Annotated in this window: 20 protein-coding genes; 6 read left to right on the top strand and 14 right to left on the bottom strand. The window is 32.3% G+C overall.

The window, feature by feature from the left end; all coding sequences use genetic code 11:
- Positions 1–6 precede the first annotated feature (6 nt).
- From XJ44_RS07025 to XJ44_RS06960, 14 genes are all read right to left on the bottom strand, one after another.
- Entirely contained in the window at positions 7–1200 is a 1194-nt protein-coding gene (locus XJ44_RS07025) for a pyridoxal phosphate-dependent aminotransferase (RefSeq protein ID WP_075666278.1), read from the bottom strand.
- A gap of 3 nt (positions 1201–1203) precedes the next feature.
- Positions 1204–1797 (bottom strand): IMPACT family protein, encoded by a 594-nt coding sequence (locus XJ44_RS07020; RefSeq protein ID WP_077198525.1) that lies wholly within the window; start codon positions 1795–1797, stop codon positions 1204–1206.
- Positions 1794–2345: a phosphodiesterase gene (gene yfcE, locus XJ44_RS07015; RefSeq protein ID WP_075666276.1), complete on the bottom strand. Its 552-nt coding sequence runs from the start codon at positions 2343–2345 to the stop codon at positions 1794–1796. Before yfcE ends, XJ44_RS07020 begins: the two co-directional genes overlap by 4 nt.
- A gap of 99 nt (positions 2346–2444) precedes the next feature.
- On the bottom strand, positions 2445–3323 hold the full coding sequence (locus XJ44_RS07010; RefSeq protein ID WP_077288053.1) for a pseudouridine-5'-phosphate glycosidase: 879 nt from the start codon (positions 3321–3323) through the stop codon (positions 2445–2447).
- 11 nt (positions 3324–3334) lie between these two features.
- Positions 3335–4087, bottom strand: a complete 753-nt coding sequence (locus XJ44_RS07005; RefSeq protein WP_232218174.1) for a protease complex subunit PrcB family protein — start codon at positions 4085–4087, stop codon at positions 3335–3337.
- Between the two features lie 41 nt (positions 4088–4128).
- On the bottom strand, positions 4129–5751 hold the full coding sequence (locus XJ44_RS07000) for a phosphoenolpyruvate carboxykinase (ATP) (RefSeq protein ID WP_232218173.1): 1623 nt from the start codon (positions 5749–5751) through the stop codon (positions 4129–4131).
- Positions 5752–6175: 424 nt separating this feature from the next.
- Positions 6176–7954, bottom strand: coding sequence for a phosphoribosylformylglycinamidine synthase subunit PurL (purL, locus tag XJ44_RS06995; protein ID WP_075666273.1), 1779 nt, complete (start codon positions 7952–7954; stop codon positions 6176–6178).
- The gene (purQ, locus tag XJ44_RS06990) at positions 7951–8583 is read right to left on the bottom strand and encodes a phosphoribosylformylglycinamidine synthase subunit PurQ (RefSeq protein ID WP_075666272.1); all 633 of its coding nucleotides are present in this window, start codon (positions 8581–8583) and stop codon (positions 7951–7953) included. Before purQ ends, purL begins: the two co-directional genes overlap by 4 nt.
- Positions 8580–8828: a phosphoribosylformylglycinamidine synthase subunit PurS gene (gene purS, locus XJ44_RS06985; protein WP_075666271.1), complete on the bottom strand. Its 249-nt coding sequence runs from the start codon at positions 8826–8828 to the stop codon at positions 8580–8582. The genes purQ and purS overlap by 4 nt, the downstream gene beginning before the upstream one ends.
- Positions 8804–9490: a phosphoribosylaminoimidazolesuccinocarboxamide synthase gene (locus XJ44_RS06980; protein WP_077198524.1), complete on the bottom strand. Its 687-nt coding sequence runs from the start codon at positions 9488–9490 to the stop codon at positions 8804–8806. Before XJ44_RS06980 ends, purS begins: the two co-directional genes overlap by 25 nt.
- Positions 9491–9502: 12 nt before the next feature.
- Entirely contained in the window at positions 9503–9955 is a 453-nt protein-coding gene (gene purE / locus XJ44_RS06975; protein ID WP_077198523.1) for a 5-(carboxyamino)imidazole ribonucleotide mutase, read from the bottom strand.
- 186 nt (positions 9956–10141) lie between these two features.
- The gene (locus XJ44_RS06970) at positions 10142–10996 is read right to left on the bottom strand and encodes a PLP-dependent cysteine synthase family protein (protein ID WP_077198522.1); all 855 of its coding nucleotides are present in this window, start codon (positions 10994–10996) and stop codon (positions 10142–10144) included.
- A gap of 16 nt (positions 10997–11012) precedes the next feature.
- Positions 11013–11579 carry a serine O-acetyltransferase EpsC gene (gene epsC, locus XJ44_RS06965; protein WP_077198521.1) on the bottom strand — a complete coding sequence of 189 codons (567 nt, stop codon included), beginning with the start codon at positions 11577–11579 and terminating at the stop codon, positions 11013–11015.
- 89 nt (positions 11580–11668) lie between these two features.
- Entirely contained in the window at positions 11669–13471 is a 1803-nt protein-coding gene (locus XJ44_RS06960; RefSeq protein ID WP_075666266.1) for a beta-N-acetylhexosaminidase, read from the bottom strand.
- Positions 13472–13570: 99 nt separating this feature from the next.
- Here XJ44_RS06960 and XJ44_RS06955 point away from each other — a divergent pair, with 99 nt between their 5' ends.
- From XJ44_RS06955 to XJ44_RS06930, 6 genes are all read left to right on the top strand, one after another.
- Positions 13571–14023: a methylated-DNA--[protein]-cysteine S-methyltransferase gene (locus tag XJ44_RS06955; RefSeq protein WP_077198520.1), complete on the top strand. Its 453-nt coding sequence runs from the start codon at positions 13571–13573 to the stop codon at positions 14021–14023.
- A 2-nt stretch (positions 14024–14025) separates the two neighbouring features.
- On the top strand, positions 14026–14376 hold the full coding sequence (locus XJ44_RS06950) for a PadR family transcriptional regulator (RefSeq protein ID WP_077198519.1): 351 nt from the start codon (positions 14026–14028) through the stop codon (positions 14374–14376).
- A 142-nt stretch (positions 14377–14518) separates the two neighbouring features.
- Positions 14519–15862 (top strand): FAD-dependent oxidoreductase, encoded by a 1344-nt coding sequence (locus XJ44_RS06945; protein WP_077198518.1) that lies wholly within the window; start codon positions 14519–14521, stop codon positions 15860–15862.
- Between the two features lie 128 nt (positions 15863–15990).
- The gene (locus XJ44_RS06940) at positions 15991–16839 is read left to right on the top strand and encodes an ATP-binding protein (RefSeq protein WP_077198517.1); all 849 of its coding nucleotides are present in this window, start codon (positions 15991–15993) and stop codon (positions 16837–16839) included.
- Entirely contained in the window at positions 16836–17717 is an 882-nt protein-coding gene (locus tag XJ44_RS06935; RefSeq protein ID WP_075666261.1) for an ATP-binding protein, read from the top strand. Before XJ44_RS06940 ends, XJ44_RS06935 begins: the two co-directional genes overlap by 4 nt.
- Positions 17714–18058, top strand: a complete 345-nt coding sequence (locus tag XJ44_RS06930; RefSeq protein WP_077198516.1) for a NifB/NifX family molybdenum-iron cluster-binding protein — start codon at positions 17714–17716, stop codon at positions 18056–18058. The genes XJ44_RS06935 and XJ44_RS06930 overlap by 4 nt, the downstream gene beginning before the upstream one ends.
- Positions 18059–18062: the final 4 nt, after the last annotated feature.

Genomic DNA, 18062 nt, shown 5'->3' with positions numbered 1-18062 from the left:
CAAGTATCACTTGGACCTTTTATTGTATTCTTCTATCGCTTTTGCCATTATATTAATTGCATCTTTTAACTTTTCTGCACTCAACACATATGCTATTCTTATCTCACTTTTTCCCAATCCTGGTGTTACATAAAATCCTGAAAGAGGTGCAACCATAGTAGTTTTTCCATCTACTTCAAAATTTGAGAGCATCCATTTTATAAATTCTTCCGAATCATCAACTGGGAGTTTAGCAGCAAGATAAAACGCACCTTGAGGTTTGTGAACAACTATATCAGGTATCTTACTCATTTCTTCAAATGCAATATCTCTTCTTATATTATACTCCTTTATAACCTCTTTCATATATTCTTCATCCGCTTCTAAAAGCCCTAATGCACCATATTGTGTTATTTCAGCAGGGCATAACCTTGCTTGTGCAAATTTTAAAGCTGCTCTATAAAATTCTTTGTTTTTGGTAAGAAATGTACCAATTCTTGCACCACATGCACTATATCTCTTCGACAAACTATCCACAATAATTAGTCTATCCTTTATATTTTCAAAACTAAACATTGAAATTGCCTGTGTACCATCAAATGTAAATTCCCTATAAACCTCATCTGAAATTATCACTAAATTGTATTTTTTGGCAACTTCTGCAATTGTTTTTAATTCTTCTTTTGAATAAACAACACCTGTTGGATTTGACGGATTTGAAAATAAAATTGCCTTTGTTTTCGGAGAAATTACCTTTTCAAATTCCTTTATATCAGGCATTCTATAGCCTTCCTCTGGCTTTGCAGTTACAGGCACAAGTCTTATATTTAAATAAGAGGCAAACCCTGCATAATTTGCATAAAAAGGTTCAACAACAATAACTTCATCATCTGGATCACAAACAACACCGAGTGCAAACATTATTGCCTCACTGCCACCATTTGTCACCATTATCTCATCAGGTTGCACAGTTATGTTCCATAAATTATAATATTCAGAAAATTTTTCTCTAAGCTCTCTTATACCTTGTGAATGTGTATAAGAAACCACATCTTTTTTGTACTTTTCAATATATTCATACCACTGCTTTGGAGTTTTAATATCCGGTTGACCAATGTTTAAGTGATAAACATGTATTCCTCTCTTTTTTGCATCATCTGCATATGGTACTAACCTTCTAATCGGACTTGCAGGAGCACTAATTGCCCTTTTCGACAACATAAATCATTCCTCCTTAACAAATATAGTTTTCTCTTCTACTATTTCATACCCGTTCAGATTTTCATTCCCTCTTACATCAATATATGCAAAATTCCCAAAATATTCAGTTCCTATTATTTCAAAATTTAAATAATGCAACTCTTGCATTACTTTTCCATATTTATTATAATCAACTTTTATCCTATAAACCTTTATTGGAACCATTTTTACTATCTTTATTTCCGCCAAAGCTTTCTCCACAACACTTGAATATGCATCAATTAATCCCCTAACTCCAAGCTTTACACCACCAAAATATCGAGTAACCACTACAACCACATTTAGTAAATCAAATTTCCTCAAAACTCCTAAAATAGGACGTCCTGCAGTTCCTGAAGGTTCCCCGTTATCTGAAGAAAACTCCACTATCTGCTCATGCTCTATCACTCTATACGCAGGACAATTATGAGTTGCATCATTGTATGATCTTGAAATTTCTCTTATAAACTCTCTTGCTTCTTCTGAATCATCAGCATGGGAAATAGTTGCAATAAAAATAGATCTTTTTATATTTATCTTTTTTTCATACCTTCCAAAGACCGTCCTATAACTATTCATAACTTTTTCTTTAGCACCTCTTTACCATTTAAATCAAATATGGTTATTACAACTTCATTATTTTTTTCGATAACCATATACGTAGGAGGAAAACCACCTTTTGGTAATGAAAGACTACCAGGATTTGCAACGATTATTCCATCAATTTCTTCTATTTTTGGAATATGTGTATGCCCATGCAAAACTACTTTTACGTTATGCTTCTTTGCAAAAGAAATTAAATCAAATCCATCATTTTCAATTACTTCCCCATGAAATAAATAAACAGGTACTTTTCCAAAATATTCTATACTTTGCTTAGGCATTTCCTGGACACCCAAAACTTTTAAATCTACATCTGCATCACAATTTCCTCTAATATAGTTTATTTTGTGATTTTTTAGTTCCTCTGCTAGATTTTTTGGATCATATCCCTCGGGCAAAGGATTTCTAGGACCATGATATAATATATCACCCAAATGGAATATTTCATCTACTTCTTGTACTATATTTATCTTTTTCCAATTTTTCAATGAACCATGTGTATCAGAAACTACGAGAATTTTCACAGTTTCACCCCTTCTTTAAATATAACAGGTCAAAAAAATAAGGTCACTCCTGTATTACTTTATTCAAAAGTCTTTAAAATTATTTAAGAATCAAATACTTCACCATTCTAAACTTTGCGCAATTTTACAAGCAAGTTCAACGTTATTTTCTAAAAGTTTTATATTTGATTCTAAAGTTCTTCCATTGGATAATTCCACCAATCGTTTTAAAATATAAGGAGTCACTTCTTTCCCCTTTACATTTTCCATTTCTTTTTCAATTATTTCTATATATCTTTCAATTTCATCGTTGTCTATTTCGTATACTTTAGGTATAGGATTTGCTACTAAAATTGCACCTTTTATTCCAAGACTTTCTTTCGTCACAAAAATTTTTGCAATTTCTTTTGTGCTTTCAACTTTGTAAATCCTCTCATCAGACAATCCATTATAAAAAATTGGAAAATATTCTGTTTTATACCCTAAAGTTAACACCTGAAATGTTTCTAAAAATTCCAACGTCCTCCTTATATCTAATATCGATTTACACCCCGCCGAAACAACAATTATATTTGTATTTGAAAGTTCCATGATATCTTGTGATACATCCCACTCTCCCCTATGAACACCACCAATGCCTCCTGTGGCAAATACCTTTATATTTGCAAAACTTGCAAGTCTTGCAGTAGAGCTCACAGTAGTTGCCGCAGATTTTTTCAAAGAAACTGCATATGGTAACTCCCTAGTACCCACCTTTATAGGATTATCCTTAATAAGTTCAACCACTTCCTCTTCTGACATCCCAATTTTTACTTTCCCTTTTAACACACCAATAGTTGCTGGAACACAGTTATTATCCTTTACCAATTCCTCCAACCTTCTGAAAACCTTCAGATTCTCAGGATAAGGAAGACCATGGGCTAAAACCGTACTTTCTAGCGCAACCACTGGTTTGTTGTTTTTTAACGCCTCACTCACTATTTGAGAAATTTCTAAAATAATCACACCTCCTATTTTACTTTAATATTTTTTGAAAAACTAATTTCTCCTTTCTTTGTCTTTACAATTACTTTTATCGTATATTCTCCGCTTTTTAACGCTCCAAGATTTAGACTGTATGATGGAACTGAAAATGCTTGGGTAACAATACTTCCCTTTTCTGGCTCTTTAAAATATAAATTAATCAATACCTTGTTTTCATTAACAGTATAATCTTGAAGAACGAGCGAATAACCACCTGTCTTTTGTAATCCCATTGAAATTACAACATAAATTTCATCATCACTATTAAACGAATCTTTCTGTATAAATCTTTGAGTAACAATTCCAGTATAAATTCCCTGTTTTTCAAATCTTGGCATTAAAACAGCTCCTACCTCCGTATTTTTTTCAACCTTATCAATTTCATAATCTCCCAAATATACTCTAGATTTTGAAGGACAAATTAAAAGGAACGGAGAAATTACGGAATAAATTCCATCTTTTTTGTTTTTTATTTCCATATACATTGTTTCATCTTCTAATTTGATCTTTAAAGTAGTTTTTTCAATAAATTTTTTTGGTATAAAATACCAGCCCTTTACTATATACCCCTTTTGTAAACCATCATCAAATAATTTTAAATAATATATCATATTACTTTTCGTACCAACAAAATTAAACATCTGGTCTGGAAAAACAGCATCAACTTTGTACACCATTACATTGATAGAAAAGAAAGTGGATACACATAACAAAAACAAAAAAAATAAATATTTTTTCACACTTTCACCCCCAAACTGATTATATCACAAAAAAGGGCTGCTCAAAGCAGCCCTATAATTTGTTCAATTGCTTCTAAAACCTCTTCTGGAAGTTCATCTCTAGTACCTTTTTTCGAAAGAATGAAATCTTTTCTTTTTAAAAACGATTTTTTCAACGATTCAATATATTCCCTATCCTCCATATTTGGAAGAAACCCATCAATCTTTGCAAAGTAAAAAGTCCCAAACCATTTTACCCATTCAATGTTATTTTCCACTACATCTTCAACCAATTGTATTGTTAGGTGTTTTGGCACTTTCTTGTTTATAAAGTATCCGGTATTCAAAATATAACATTGAACTCCTTTTTCAAATACAAATTTAAATTTTTCATAATCCTCTTTTAACGGATAGGTTCTAAATGGATTTGCATATGGTTCAAAAACCAATGCATTTGGATCAACATCATTATCCAACTTTTCTGCAGATGTCCTTTTTGTTGTTAACAAAGCACCCATTGTCGATGCCATATTTGGAGAATCAATTTTTACAATTGGTGGTAATGTAGGATCCTTCATTAACCAAAAGATCGCACTAATAGGACTATCAAACTTATCAACTCTATTAGCTGACCAAAGCCTTGATTTTATTGCCCTTCCATTTCCATTTCTTAAATCTTCCATTACGGGAATCAAATTACCATTTTCATCTTTTGTAACACCACAGTTCTGTATAGATAATAAATACTTATTATCTTCTGAATTTGACGGATAATCTGCTGTTTTATCAAAATAAGATGGTTCAAGTGCAACAGATGACAAAGAATTAGTTGATATAATAAACGCATCATCATGTAAAACAGTTACATCGTATTTTGAATGTTTTGTATGAGTAAGTGTTGACTTTCCGGATCCAGACAATCCAAAAAATGCGGCTACAAAATCCGTTTTTTCATTTTTTAATATCTTTATTCCACCATGACAAGCTACAAATCCATTCCTATTTGCAATACCCCATCCAAGTGTTAAGGTCCCCTTTTTTAACTCACCAAAATATCTCATTCCAAGAATAGCTGCACAATTGTGTTCTGAATCAAAAATTGCAAGTCCTAATGGGAAATCTGGGTGTTTCCAATCAGGATCTACAAAAATATATATATCTCCTTCGTTATATCTAAAAGATTTTCTATACATGCTCTCATATTCCTGAGAAGGATATTGAAAATTTAACAGCCAATTATAAAGTAAAATTTCATGACCTTGAGGTATTAAAATATGATTTTTCACCATAAATTCCTCTGAAAGTCCTGAAAACGATATTCCATGGTACATTTTTTTATATCTCGTATTATAAACCGCTTCACGGACAATTTCCAAATATTTATTATCATCACTTGTACCTAATATTCTTCGACCTGCAGCATATCTACCCGTTACCGCACCATCATTAAATAATAATACTTTTGTGCCTCTTTCAAGTCCAAGCATTTCTGGATTGTAAACTTCCCAACTAGTCACTATAGTCCCCGGAGAATTTTTTGCAAGTTTATATGCTTCTTTAGGAGTAGTAACAAGTTCTACATTATTTCTATAAAAAGCAGTCTCAATGGTCGCTCGCATTGGTGAAAAAAGAGGATTATTTACTGAAATCTCATCAATCTTAAAATATTCTCTTGTCGCCATCATATCTCCCCCTTCACAGAGAAGATTATAACAGTAAAAAAATATATATAAAATCAAATACTTAACTATTATAGTTTAATATAATAAAGGATAAATGTAATAAACTCTAATATTCGGACATAAACACTCCAATTAAAAAAATATCTCCAGTTTTTTCATTAAACCAAAAAAATATCACAAAAAAGAAACTTTAAAAACAAAAGACAATAGAAAAATTTGCAAGTGCTATAACGGATATTAAGACAAAAGATAGTTAAAGAGTGGAAAATATTATTTCACCCAGATAACTTGCAAAAAAATTAAACGAAAACGAAAAGAGATACCTAAAAAAACAAACAACATGGCTCCAGTTGAGTACTAAAGCCATGTTGTGTGAAAAAATTGGTAAATTGTTTTTTATTTGTTCCACTTTCTAAGATAAATATATTTACGGAGTAAGTTTCTTTAAGGGAAGGTTACTCTTTACATCTTTTCCAATAACCAAGATCAATTGATGGATAGGCGAGTGATTTAGTGGTGGGAGCTTCAATTTTAAATTCTTTAAATATGTAATTTTATCAAATCTTGTAGATGAAATTACAAAATTTCCTTTTAAAACTTGATTTTTAATTTCTTTCCAAAGAATTTTCTCCCTTTCAAGTTCAAAATCGTTCCAACCAATTAAATATAAATCTCCCATTTTTGGCTTAATAACTTTTTCTACCCTTCCAACCATTCCAATTACCATAGTAGCTGGTATGGGAATTCCATTATTTGTATTATACAATGAAGCATTTCCACTTGCCACACCTATGCCGGAAAACTCACATGCATCTTTCAATCCCTTCATCATAGCCGCCAATCCAACTGGATCAACATCTGGATCTCCGTAATTTATACAATCGGTAATTCCAAGTGGCTCCCCACCTACAGATAAAGTTTTTCTAACACTTTCCAATACAGCTATATATGAACCCCAGTATGGACTTTTTTCACCAATATCAGCTCTGCTATGGGTCAAAAGCGAATAAAAAAGAGATGTCTCCTTAACTCTCATTACAGCAGGACCAAACCCAGGTGGAAGTACCGTATTAGTTCCCACCATATAATCATACTGCATATAAACTTCGCTTGCATCCACGTTTTTAAATTTCAAAGAAATATCTTTTGGAATTGAATCAACAGAAAAGTCGACAATTTCCTCTTCCGGCGCTTCTGATAATAACGAAGCAGGAACCTTTAAAATGGTTTCTCCTTTATATCTTACATGATAAATTCCATCATTTGTCACTTTTCCCACAACTGCACCGTATAACAAATGTTCCTCTGCAATTTTTAAAACCTTTTTTACTTTTTCTTGAGAAGTTATTATTGCCATTCTCTCTTGACTTTCGCTTATTAAAATCTCAATTGGCTTCATATCAGGTTCTCTTAACGGTAACTTCTCAAGGTCTATTACCGCCCCAAATCCACCTTTAGCAACTAATTCAGAAGTAGCTGACAAAACTCCTCCGGCACCTAAATCTTGTGCTCCCTCTATTAACCCCTCTTCTAACATTTTTAAAAACGCCTCAATAAGCATCTTTTCAGAAAACGGATCTCCAACTTGGATAGATAATTTATTTGCCCGCTTTCCAGTTAAATCCTCAGATGCAAAGGATGCACCATGAATCCCATCTCTACCTGTAGCTCCTCCAAAAATTACAATAACCTGATCCGGTCTTGTTGCCTTAGAAGGAACTATATCTTTATGTTTTACAATTCCAACAGCCATTACATTAACAAGAGGATTATACCTATAGGCATCATTTATCCTAAGTTCTCCTCCTACTGTAGGCACCCCTATTGAATTCCCATAATCGGCTATTCCTTCTATTATGCCATCTATAACCTTATGCATATGTAACGAATCCAAAATAGCTGTAGGTCTTGCCCCCATAGCAAGAATATCTCTTATAATCCCCCCCACTCCCGTTGCAGCCCCATTGTATGGCTCAATAGCACTAGGATGATTATGACTTTCAATTTTAAACGAAAGAACATAGTCCTCATTTAGAGAAACCAATCCTGCATTGCCGGATTCCAAACTAATTAACGGTAAAGATTTTATGTATTTTTTTGTATGAGAGTAACCACAATGCTCACTCCACATTACAGTAAAAGCCTCTTTTTCTGCAAGTGTTGCTTTTCGATTTAACTTTTTCTCTAAAATATCTATATATTTCATATATTACCACCTCTAATGTATTCAAAAACAGATCTGAACAGTTTTAAACCATCTGTACTTCCCAAATACTCATCTACCGCTCTTTCAGGATGCGGCATCATCCCCAATACATTTTTCTCATATATCCCTGCAATAAACTCATCTGAACCATTTACATTTTCTGTGTATCTAAACACTACATTTGGATTACTTACAGAAACATATCTTCCAAAACCATGGGCTATAGGTAGTCTTATTTTTTCACCTTTTTTATAGAATAAGGTAAAAGGAGTAGTATTATCAACAACTTCCAGCTCTACAAACTTACAAATAAACTTTCCAGATTCATTTTGTAAAAGTGCTCCAGGCAACAATCCCATTTCCACTAAAATTTGAAATCCATTACATATTCCAATAACAAAACCTCCATTTTCCACAAATTCTTTTATAGAACTAGACTCTCTTGCAGAAACTGCTCCAGGTCTTAAGTAATCCCCATATGAAAATCCCCCAGGCAAAACAACCAAATCTAGATTATTTATATCATCTTTTGGTGAAACATAATAAGTTTTAAATCCAGCCAAATTTAAAGCATAATACGCGTCTCTATCACAATTTGAACCCGGATAAACTACCACACCGGCCTTCATTCTATCTCCACCCTATACTCCTCTGTCACAGGGTTTACTAAAAGTCTTTCACAAGCTTCAATCACCTTTCTTTTGGCTTCTTCTTTATCCTTTGCTTCAATCTCACCATGTATAGATTTTCCTATTCTTATACTATCAACGGGTATGTTATTTTCTTCCCTCAATACTCTTGCAATCGTTTCTCCCCGTGGATCCCTTACATTACTCTTATATTGTATATCTACAATAAATTTAAACTTTTGCATGCGTTTAAAACCTCCCTATATTTTTCAAGAGGATTTCCTAAATCCTTTCTGTACACATCTTTATCAAATATTTCTTTAGTTTTCCTAAGTCTTAACGTATCGGGAGAAATTTCATCTCCAAGACAAACCTTTCCATTTCTATCTAGACCATATTCAAACTTCATATCCCACAAATCAAATCCAATTTCTTCAAAAAAGTTTTTTAATTCCAAAGCTATTTTTTTTGTAATATTTTTTATTTCCTTCACTTGCTCCTTTGTACATAATCCAAAAAGCACCAAGTGTTCATCACACACCATGGGATCATGTTTAGTATCGTCCTTAATAAAAAATTCAACAAGAGGTTCTTTTATCTCTTCTCCTTCATCTCCCCCATACCTTCTTATAAAAGATCCCGCCTTTTTTAATCTGGCAACTACTTCAATTGGAAACATTTTCAACGGCACAGCTTTTATTCTATTAGGTTTTTCAAAATCCAAAAATTGCGTGTAAATCCCCTTAGAATTTAAATATTTCATTGCTATTGCCGTTATCTCCGCACAAATAGATCCTTTACCTGCTAAAATACTATGTTTTTCTCCATCCCCCGCAGTAATATCATCTTTAAAGTTCAAAATAACATAATCTCCATAATTTTCAACTATTTTTGTTTTTCCCTCCATATAGTTTCCCCCTTAGAGATACTTCCCCACAAGCTTTGAGCGGTATTCTTTTAACTTTTTAGATAAAACCTCGTCGGTTAACGCTAACATTTCAACTGCAAGCATAGCCGCATTCTTCCCCCTGTTAATCCCCACAGTTGCAACTGGAATATCATTGGGCATTTGAACAACTGAAAGTAAAGAATCTAATCCCCCTAAATCTTCCGACTTCACAGGAACACCTATGACAGGCTTTAAAGTTTTAGAAGCAATAACCCCTGGTAAATGCGCAGCCCCTCCTGCGATAGCAATATAAACTTTTACACCATCTCTTTCACACTTTTTGATAAATTCATCCAAAAGTTCTGGCGTCCTATGAGCAGATAAATACTTTACCACATACTCCACTTTAAACTCATCCAAAATAGATACTACCTTATCAACCACATAAGAATCACTCTTACTTCCCGCAACAATGACAACCAAACTAACACCCCCTAAAAAACAAAAGGCCTCTACCGTAAGAACGGCAGAAGCCAATATTCATATTTAATTCCTAAAAAAACTAAAATTAAAGACATTTTCTCATCTCCTTTTTGGCCTCACTGGACCAAATTAAAGGTTACACTATCAGTATATCATGAAAAAAACAAAAGGTCAACACTTTAGAAGTTACAAATTAGTTAAAATAGAAATATATTTACTAACATCATCTGGAAAAACTGTAACCACTCTTCCAAGCTTTGAATATCTTGTAGCAACCAACGCATTGGCAGCAGAAGAAATTCCTACATTTAATCCTAAATTTTTATTCAAGTAACCAAACATCTCAAACACTTCTTCATCGGAAACTGTAACTATTTCATCTATCACATTTAAATCTAAAATATCTGGTATAAAGCCTGCACCAATACCTTGTATTTTATGTTTTCCTGCAGGTCTTCCAGAAAGAACTGCTGAACTTTCTGGCTCAACAGCAACAATCTTAACTTTATCACCAAAAATACTTTTCAACACAGTACCAACACCTGTTATAGTTCCACCAGTTCCTACACCCGCAACAAACACGTCAACATCAAACTTCATTTGTCGTAAGATCTCCGGCCCAGTTGTTAATTTATGTGCCAAAACATTGTATTTATTTGAAAATTGATTTGGCATATATGCTCCTTTTTCATTTACAATTTCTTTTGCCTTCTCAATTGCCCCTTTCATGCCTTTTTCACTCGGTGTTAAGACAACGTCTGCTCCAAAAGCTTTCATCAAATCTATCCTTTCCTTTGTCATAGTTTCCGGCATTGTAAGTATTACATCAAATCCTAATTTTTTCCCAATCCAAGCAAGTGCAATTCCCGTATTTCCACTAGTAGGTTCAACAACTAATTTTGTCTTTATCCCATCTTTCAAAGCTCCTTTTAACATAAAAAATGCGGGTCTATCCTTAATACTACCTCCTAAATTACTTTTCTCTAACTTTGCAAAAAGATTTAACTTTTCAATATATATCAAATGTGTACTTTCCACCATACACTTTATCCTCCCTTTATATAATCCATTCTATTTTTTCAATTTTTTCATACACATTTTTTGCGGGCACCCCTACAAAAGTTGTTCCACTTGGAATGTCCGCAAGCACAACAGAATTAGCTCCTATCCTTGCGTCATCACCTATTTTTACAGGTCCTAAAATTTTTGCCCCTGCACCTATTAAAACATTTTTTCCAATATCAGGATGTCTTTTACCTTTTTGAATATTTCTAGCTCCAAGTGTAACACCATGATATATCAAAGTCCCCGTTCTAACCGTTGCAGTAGATCCTATTACAACTCCTATAGCATGATCAATTACAACCCCAGGTTCAATATAAGCAGCAGGACTTATATCTGCAGAAAATAAAATTTTTGAAATATAATGAACCAAAAAAGCAAGAAATTTTAAATCATATTTGTAAAAAAGATGTGAAAGTCTGTAAAGAACCAATGCCTGAAAACCGGTATGCAAAAAAATTTGGTAAACTTTCTCAATGGAAGGATCTTTTTTGGAAAGCTCCTTTCTATCTTCTTCAATAGCCTTAATAGTATCAATAAAATCTCTTATAAAACTACGCACCCCATAAATCTTCACCTCCACTTAGAAAATACTAATTCAATTATACCATACTTCATTTTTTTGTAAACAAACCACTCCTTAAAGGTGCGCTACTCAAAAAACTTCTTTATTTTTTCTAATTTCTGCACACTAGATTTCAACCCACCTATTCTATTTCTTGATAACCATATTTCCTTAAATTCACTGATTAACTTTTCCAATCTTATTTTAAATTCTTGCTTGGTAACTTTAGGAAGTTCCCTTATAGTTCTCATAGCTAACTTCTTCAATGCTATTATTATTTCTAAAGATAAAATAGAAAATTTTATAGAATTTCTTAACTCCTTCTTTATTAATTCATCATGCACATGTTTTGTAAATTCATACTTTTCCTCTAAAAATTTCTTTGTATTTAAAAGTTTTTCCAAATCAAGGTCTTTTAAAAACTCATATCTGAGTTTTTCAGGATAAATATAAACAAGTGCAAAAATGGTTGAATTTGGAAAATCAACACCTGTTAATTTATACGCATTTCCCATATCTACCAAAAGAATTGCTGTTTCCTTTCCAAAATAAAGCTTAAGAAAATCAAAAACATCCAAATCTTTATTTTCATTGAATCCCCAAGATAAAGCACTTGCATAAAAAATCCCGGGATATGAAATGGGAATATGTTGCCAATGACCATTATCTCCCCAATCAGTTAACATAATCCCTTTAGCTTTATATTTTAACCCATTTTCCACGGCATTTTTAATGTTCAAAATTGCATTTTCAACTCGCCCTAAAAACGAATTCCAACTAGAAGTCCCAGGACAAACGTAAAAATCAAACCTCTTAAATAATTCGCATTCTCTGTCAAATTCATGTGTTTTTTCATATCCCCAAATCAAATAAATTACATCTTTGGGAAGTTCTTCAAAAAGCTCTGGATGATATTTTAATATATCCGCCCACATCATCATTCTTTTCCCATGTTTTTTAACCAATTTATGTATCTTTAGAATAAAATCCAAATAAACTTTACCTTTTCCATATTTTTCACATAAAACTTTTGATTTTCCTTGACAAAGATCAAACGTTTCATCTCCATTTATATTAAAATACTTACTAGAAAAATGAGGTAAAAGTTCGCTATAAAGCGAATCTAAAAACAATATCGTGTCTTTTACAGCAGGAGAAAGGGTAAAAGGTTTGGAATAATGTTCTCCCCAGGGTGTGTCAAACTCAAAAGTCTCAGCCATATAACTGTACTCATTGTGTATCAACCATTTTTCCATATGTCCAAAAGAAGCCTGGTTTGGGATTAATTCAATAAAACGTTCTTTACAATATTTATCTAAAATTATGATTTCATCCGCAGTTAATGGCGAATATCCTTTCCAAACCCTTTCGTGATTTTGATATGCAAAAGTGTGTTCAATATAAAGTTGAAGCTGATTGTACTTCAATTGTGCTAATAGGTCAATAAGTTCAAAGAAAAAATCCATTTTAGGTACCTTATCCCTGCTTATATCAAGCATAAATGCCCTATTCTCAATATCTGGCCAATCTTTTATTTCAAGAAAAGGTATTTTATTTTCAAAGTTTTTCACAATCTGCATAAAGGTCATAAACCCATTATGAATTCCTGCGTTATTATTGGCAACTATAAAAATTCCGTCTTCATTGATTTCTAGAATATATCCATCTCTTTTTTTTATCTTATTTCTATCTATCTTCGAGTAAATAAAAACTTTTTTCCCCATGTATAACGTAATATTAATGGTTATACCATTTTCATTTAGAAGTTCTTTTACCATATTTGCCGACGCAAAAAGTGATTTTGTAGGAATAAAAATGTAACCACCAGATTTTATTTCATAATACCCATTTTTAATCTTTAATTCTTTAGGATTTGGAACCAACAACATATAAATCACCTCTTAAAAAGACATTTATAATAATATTATATAACAAAAACCACACATCAAAAAGTGATATAATATTAAATAGGAAATGGAGGAGAAAATTTGGAAAAATTCTTTGTAAATGTGGAAATTGGAAGTATAATTTTATACGTTGAAGATAATAAAGTAACCAAAATCAAACTTTCAAACAAAATCGAAGAAGAAGAAGAAGAAGAAACTCAGGATAATATTTTCACTCAACAGATAATTGAATACCTAAATGGAAATAGAAAAAAACTTGATTTTAATGTAAAAATATCTGGAGGAAAAGTTTTTAAAAAAATTTGGGACTTTGTTAAAAATATACCCTATGGTCAAACAATGACATATGGGGAAATTGCAAAAAAATTAGATGTAAACCCAAGAGTAGTAGGATTTGCTATGAACAAAAACCAGCTCCCAATATATATTCCATGTCATAGAGTAATTGGAAAAAACAATATAGGTGGATTTAATAGCGATTTGAAATGGAAAAAATATCTTCTTGAATTGGAAAAAAATACAAATTGGAGGTAATTATGAAAGGCGCAGGAAAATACAGGAAAACTTTTATAGAACCATTTATATTGCTAATTATAGCAGAAACTCCTCTCCATGGATATGAAATCGCAAATAGACTCTCAGAATACGGGATAGAACTTGCTGGATTGGGCCAAATGGGAAACTTATATAGAATTTTATCAAGACTAGAAAACGAAGGTTTTATCATATCTAAATGGGATTCAAATGCTCAAGGTCCTTCAAAAAAAGTTTACAATATAACCAACAAGGGAATTGAACAACTCAAATTAAATAAAAAGGAATTAACAAAGATTAAAAATATTATAGAAAAATTCATCACAAAAGTTTCAAAGCTTGAACTCGAATAATTGTTCTTGACATATATATGGCAACATACTATAATAAAATCGAATATATATGCAATATATATATAACAAAAATGTCTTCATAAGAGTATTTGGCGCTTTTTATTGTGAATTTATTCACCTAGATAATTAAGGAGGGATTGATATGAAACAAAAATACAATGTAATAACAATAGGCGGAAGTGCAGCGGGAATTGTAGCGGCTACAACGGGAAAATGTTGTTATCCAGACAAAAGCTTTCTAATGATTAGGAAAGAAAAAGATGCAATGGTTCCATGTGGTATTCCATACGTTTTTGGATTTTTAGGAACAACGGAAAAAAACATTATTCCACTAGCTCCTATTGAAAAAGCAGGGATAGACTTTTTACAAGATGAGGTAATAAAAATTGACAGAAAGGAAAAGAAAATATTCACAAAGAGTGGTAACGAATTTGAGTATGAAAAGCTAATACTTGCAACAGGATCAAAACCATTTATCCCGAATATTCCAGGTAAAGATTTAGAAAACGTATTTTACGTTCCAAAAAACAAAGAATACCTTGATAAAATGTTAGAAGCGTTAAAAGGATTGAACAAAGTAGTAGTTATAGGTGCAGGCTTTATTGGTGTAGAGATATCTGACCAATTAGCACACATTGGAAAAGATGTTACACTTGTTGAAATTTTGCCACATATCTTGGGTAAAGCCTTCGATAGTGATATAGCAAATATAGCCCAAAAAGAACTTGAAAGTATGGGAATAAAAGTATTAACCAACACAAAAGTCACAGAAATTACAGGTTCAGGAAAAGTTGAAGGGGTAAAATTAGAAAATAATGAAATCTTAAAAGCAGATGCAGTAATTTTTGCCACAGGATACACCCCAAATTCTGAATTAGCAAAAAATATGGGATTAGAATTGAATAAATACAATGCAATTAGAGTTGATAGTTATATGCGTACTAGTGATCCAGATATATTTGCAATTGGTGACTGTGCACAAAAGGTCGACTTTATAACAAGAAAAAGTGTTTCTATAATGCTTGCTTCAACTGCAACTTCTGAAGCAAGAATTGCAGGAATGAATTTGTATAAACTCTCAACTGTAAGAAGTTTTCTTGGAACCATAGGAATCTTTTCGACAAAGATTGGAAACAAGGTTTTTGCCTCCGCAGGTTTAACCGAAGAAGAAGCCTTAAAAAACAATTTTGATGTCAAAACAGGATACTTCGAAGGTGTCGACAAACATCCTGGATCTCTCCCAAATGCAAATAAACAAATCGTAAAGTTGATAGTATCAAAAGAATCCGATGTCATAATTGGTGGAGAAGTAGTCGGCGGAGATAGCGCAGGTGAACTTATAAATGTTATAGGAATAGCTATACAAAAAAATACAAGTATTACAGAATTATTCATTTCCCAAATTGGTACACATCCTCTTCTAACATCGGCGCCAACAGCTTACCCATTAATTAAAGCCGCACAAAATGTTTTTATATCCAAATAAAAAAGTAGCCCGTCTATTTTCAGACGGGCTATTTAATATAAATGTTAAATTAAATTAATTTGACACATTTACCATTGATTATTATAATGAAAGTAGGTATATGTAAAATGCATATAGGAGGGTGTCGTATGAAGATTGCAATATTAAGCGGAAAAGGTGGAACTGGTAAAACAACCATCTCAACAAACCTCGCATGGACATTATCCAAAATAAAATCTGTACAATTACTCGATACAGACGTGGAAGAACCAAATGATCACATTTTTTTCGATATTTCATTTACTCACGAAGAAAATGTAGAACTTTTACTTCCTGTTGTCGATAATAATACATGTATTAGATGTGGTGAATGTTCAAAAAACTGTCAATTTGGAGCCATATCCGTCTTTGAATCTGGAGCTATGGTTTTTGAAAGCTTGTGTCATGGCTGTGGAGTGTGTAAAATGGTATGTCCTGTAAACGCCATAACTGAAAATCCCAAAAGCATCGGTAAAATAATGCTGGGAAAAATAAATGAAAATTTAAAATTTGGGATGGGATTGTTAAACATAGGTGAGCCCTCTGGTGTCAAAATTATTAGACAATTAAAAAAACATATTGATAACAGTGCAGAAATTGTAATAATTGATTCGCAACCTGGAAGTTCATGTCCAGTTGTTGAAACACTAAGAAATGTTGACTTTGCAATTCTCGTTACAGAACCTACTACCTTTGGATTGCACGATTTAAAGCTTGCTTTCGAACTTGTTAGCGAAATGAACATTCCTTCAGGCATTATAATAAATCGTGATAGTTCCAAAACAAAGATAATTGATGACTTTGCTGCAGAAAAAGGAATACCAATTTTAATGAGAGTTCCTTTTGAAAGGAAAATCGCCAAAATCTACTCCGAAGGAAAATTATTTACTGAATATTTTCCGGATTATCAAGAAAAATTCATAGCAGTTTATGAAACAATAAAGGAGCTGGTAAAATGAAACAAATAGCAATAGTTAGTGGTAAAGGTGGAACCGGTAAAACAACATTAAGTTCTTCACTTGGAATTTTATTTGACAATGCAATTCTAGCAGATTGTGACGTAGATGCGGCAAATTTAAACCTAATGTTTAATTCAAAGGTATTAGAAAAACATGAATACTACGGAGGAAAAAAAGCAATAATTGATCACGAAAAATGCAATAATTGTGGGATATGCAAAAAAATATGCAGATTTGAAGCAATTGTATTTGATGGTTCATATAAAGTTGATCCATATGCCTGTGAAGGTTGTAATGCGTGTGTAATTTCATGCCCACAAAATGCCATTAAATTGGAAGAATCATTATCTGGTAAATTTTATTATTCTACCTCAGAAACAAAAAATATAGTCCATGGAAATTTAACTCCAGGTGAAGAAACTTCAGGAGGATTGGTTGCAGAGGTTAGAAAATTAGCAATTGAAAAGGCTAAAAGTCTAAAAAAAGAAATAGTTTTAATCGATGGAGCACCTGGCATTGGTTGTCCAGCAACTTCATCAATCGCCGCCACATATTTCGTCATAATTGTAACAGAACCTACTTCAAGTGGTATACATGATTTAAAAAGGATCATAGATACCGTTAGGCATTTTAAAAGAGATTTTGCAATTGTAATTAACAAATACGACATTAATGAAAAAATTTCAAAAGAAATAGAAAGTTTTTGTCAAAAAGAAAACATACCAATACTGGGAAAAATTCCATTTGACGAAACTGTAGAAAACGCAATCCTTGAAAGTAAACCTATAGTTATATTTAAAGATAGTAAAGCGGCAAAGGCAATAATGGAAATATACAAAAAATTAATTAAAATCATAAAAAAGGAGGAGAAAGTATGAAAATAGCAATTCCATCTGAAGGTAAAACTCTTGATTCAATGATCAACGATAGGTACGCAAGGGCCGAGTATATTATCATTTACGATACTGAAAAAGATGAAATAGTAGAAGTTATAGAAAACGACTCATCAGAAGCACATGGTAAAGGTCCAAAAGTCTCCCAAATGCTTGTAAACAAAGGCGTTAAAGTATTAATTTCCCAAAGTGTGGGAAAGAACGCTTTTGATGTCCTTAAAGCTGCAAAAATAGATGTTTATATAACACAAAAAGACACAGTAAAAAATACAATTGAAAATTTCAAGAATGGAAAACTAGAAAAAACAGAAAGCGCAACAAATTAAGGTG

The sequence above is a fragment of the Thermosipho affectus genome (assembly GCF_001990485.1).
Lineage (GTDB): Bacteria > Thermotogota > Thermotogae > Thermotogales > Fervidobacteriaceae > Thermosipho > Thermosipho affectus.
Note: the sequence above shows the minus strand (reverse complement) of the source record. Positions and strands in the feature narration are given on the sequence as shown.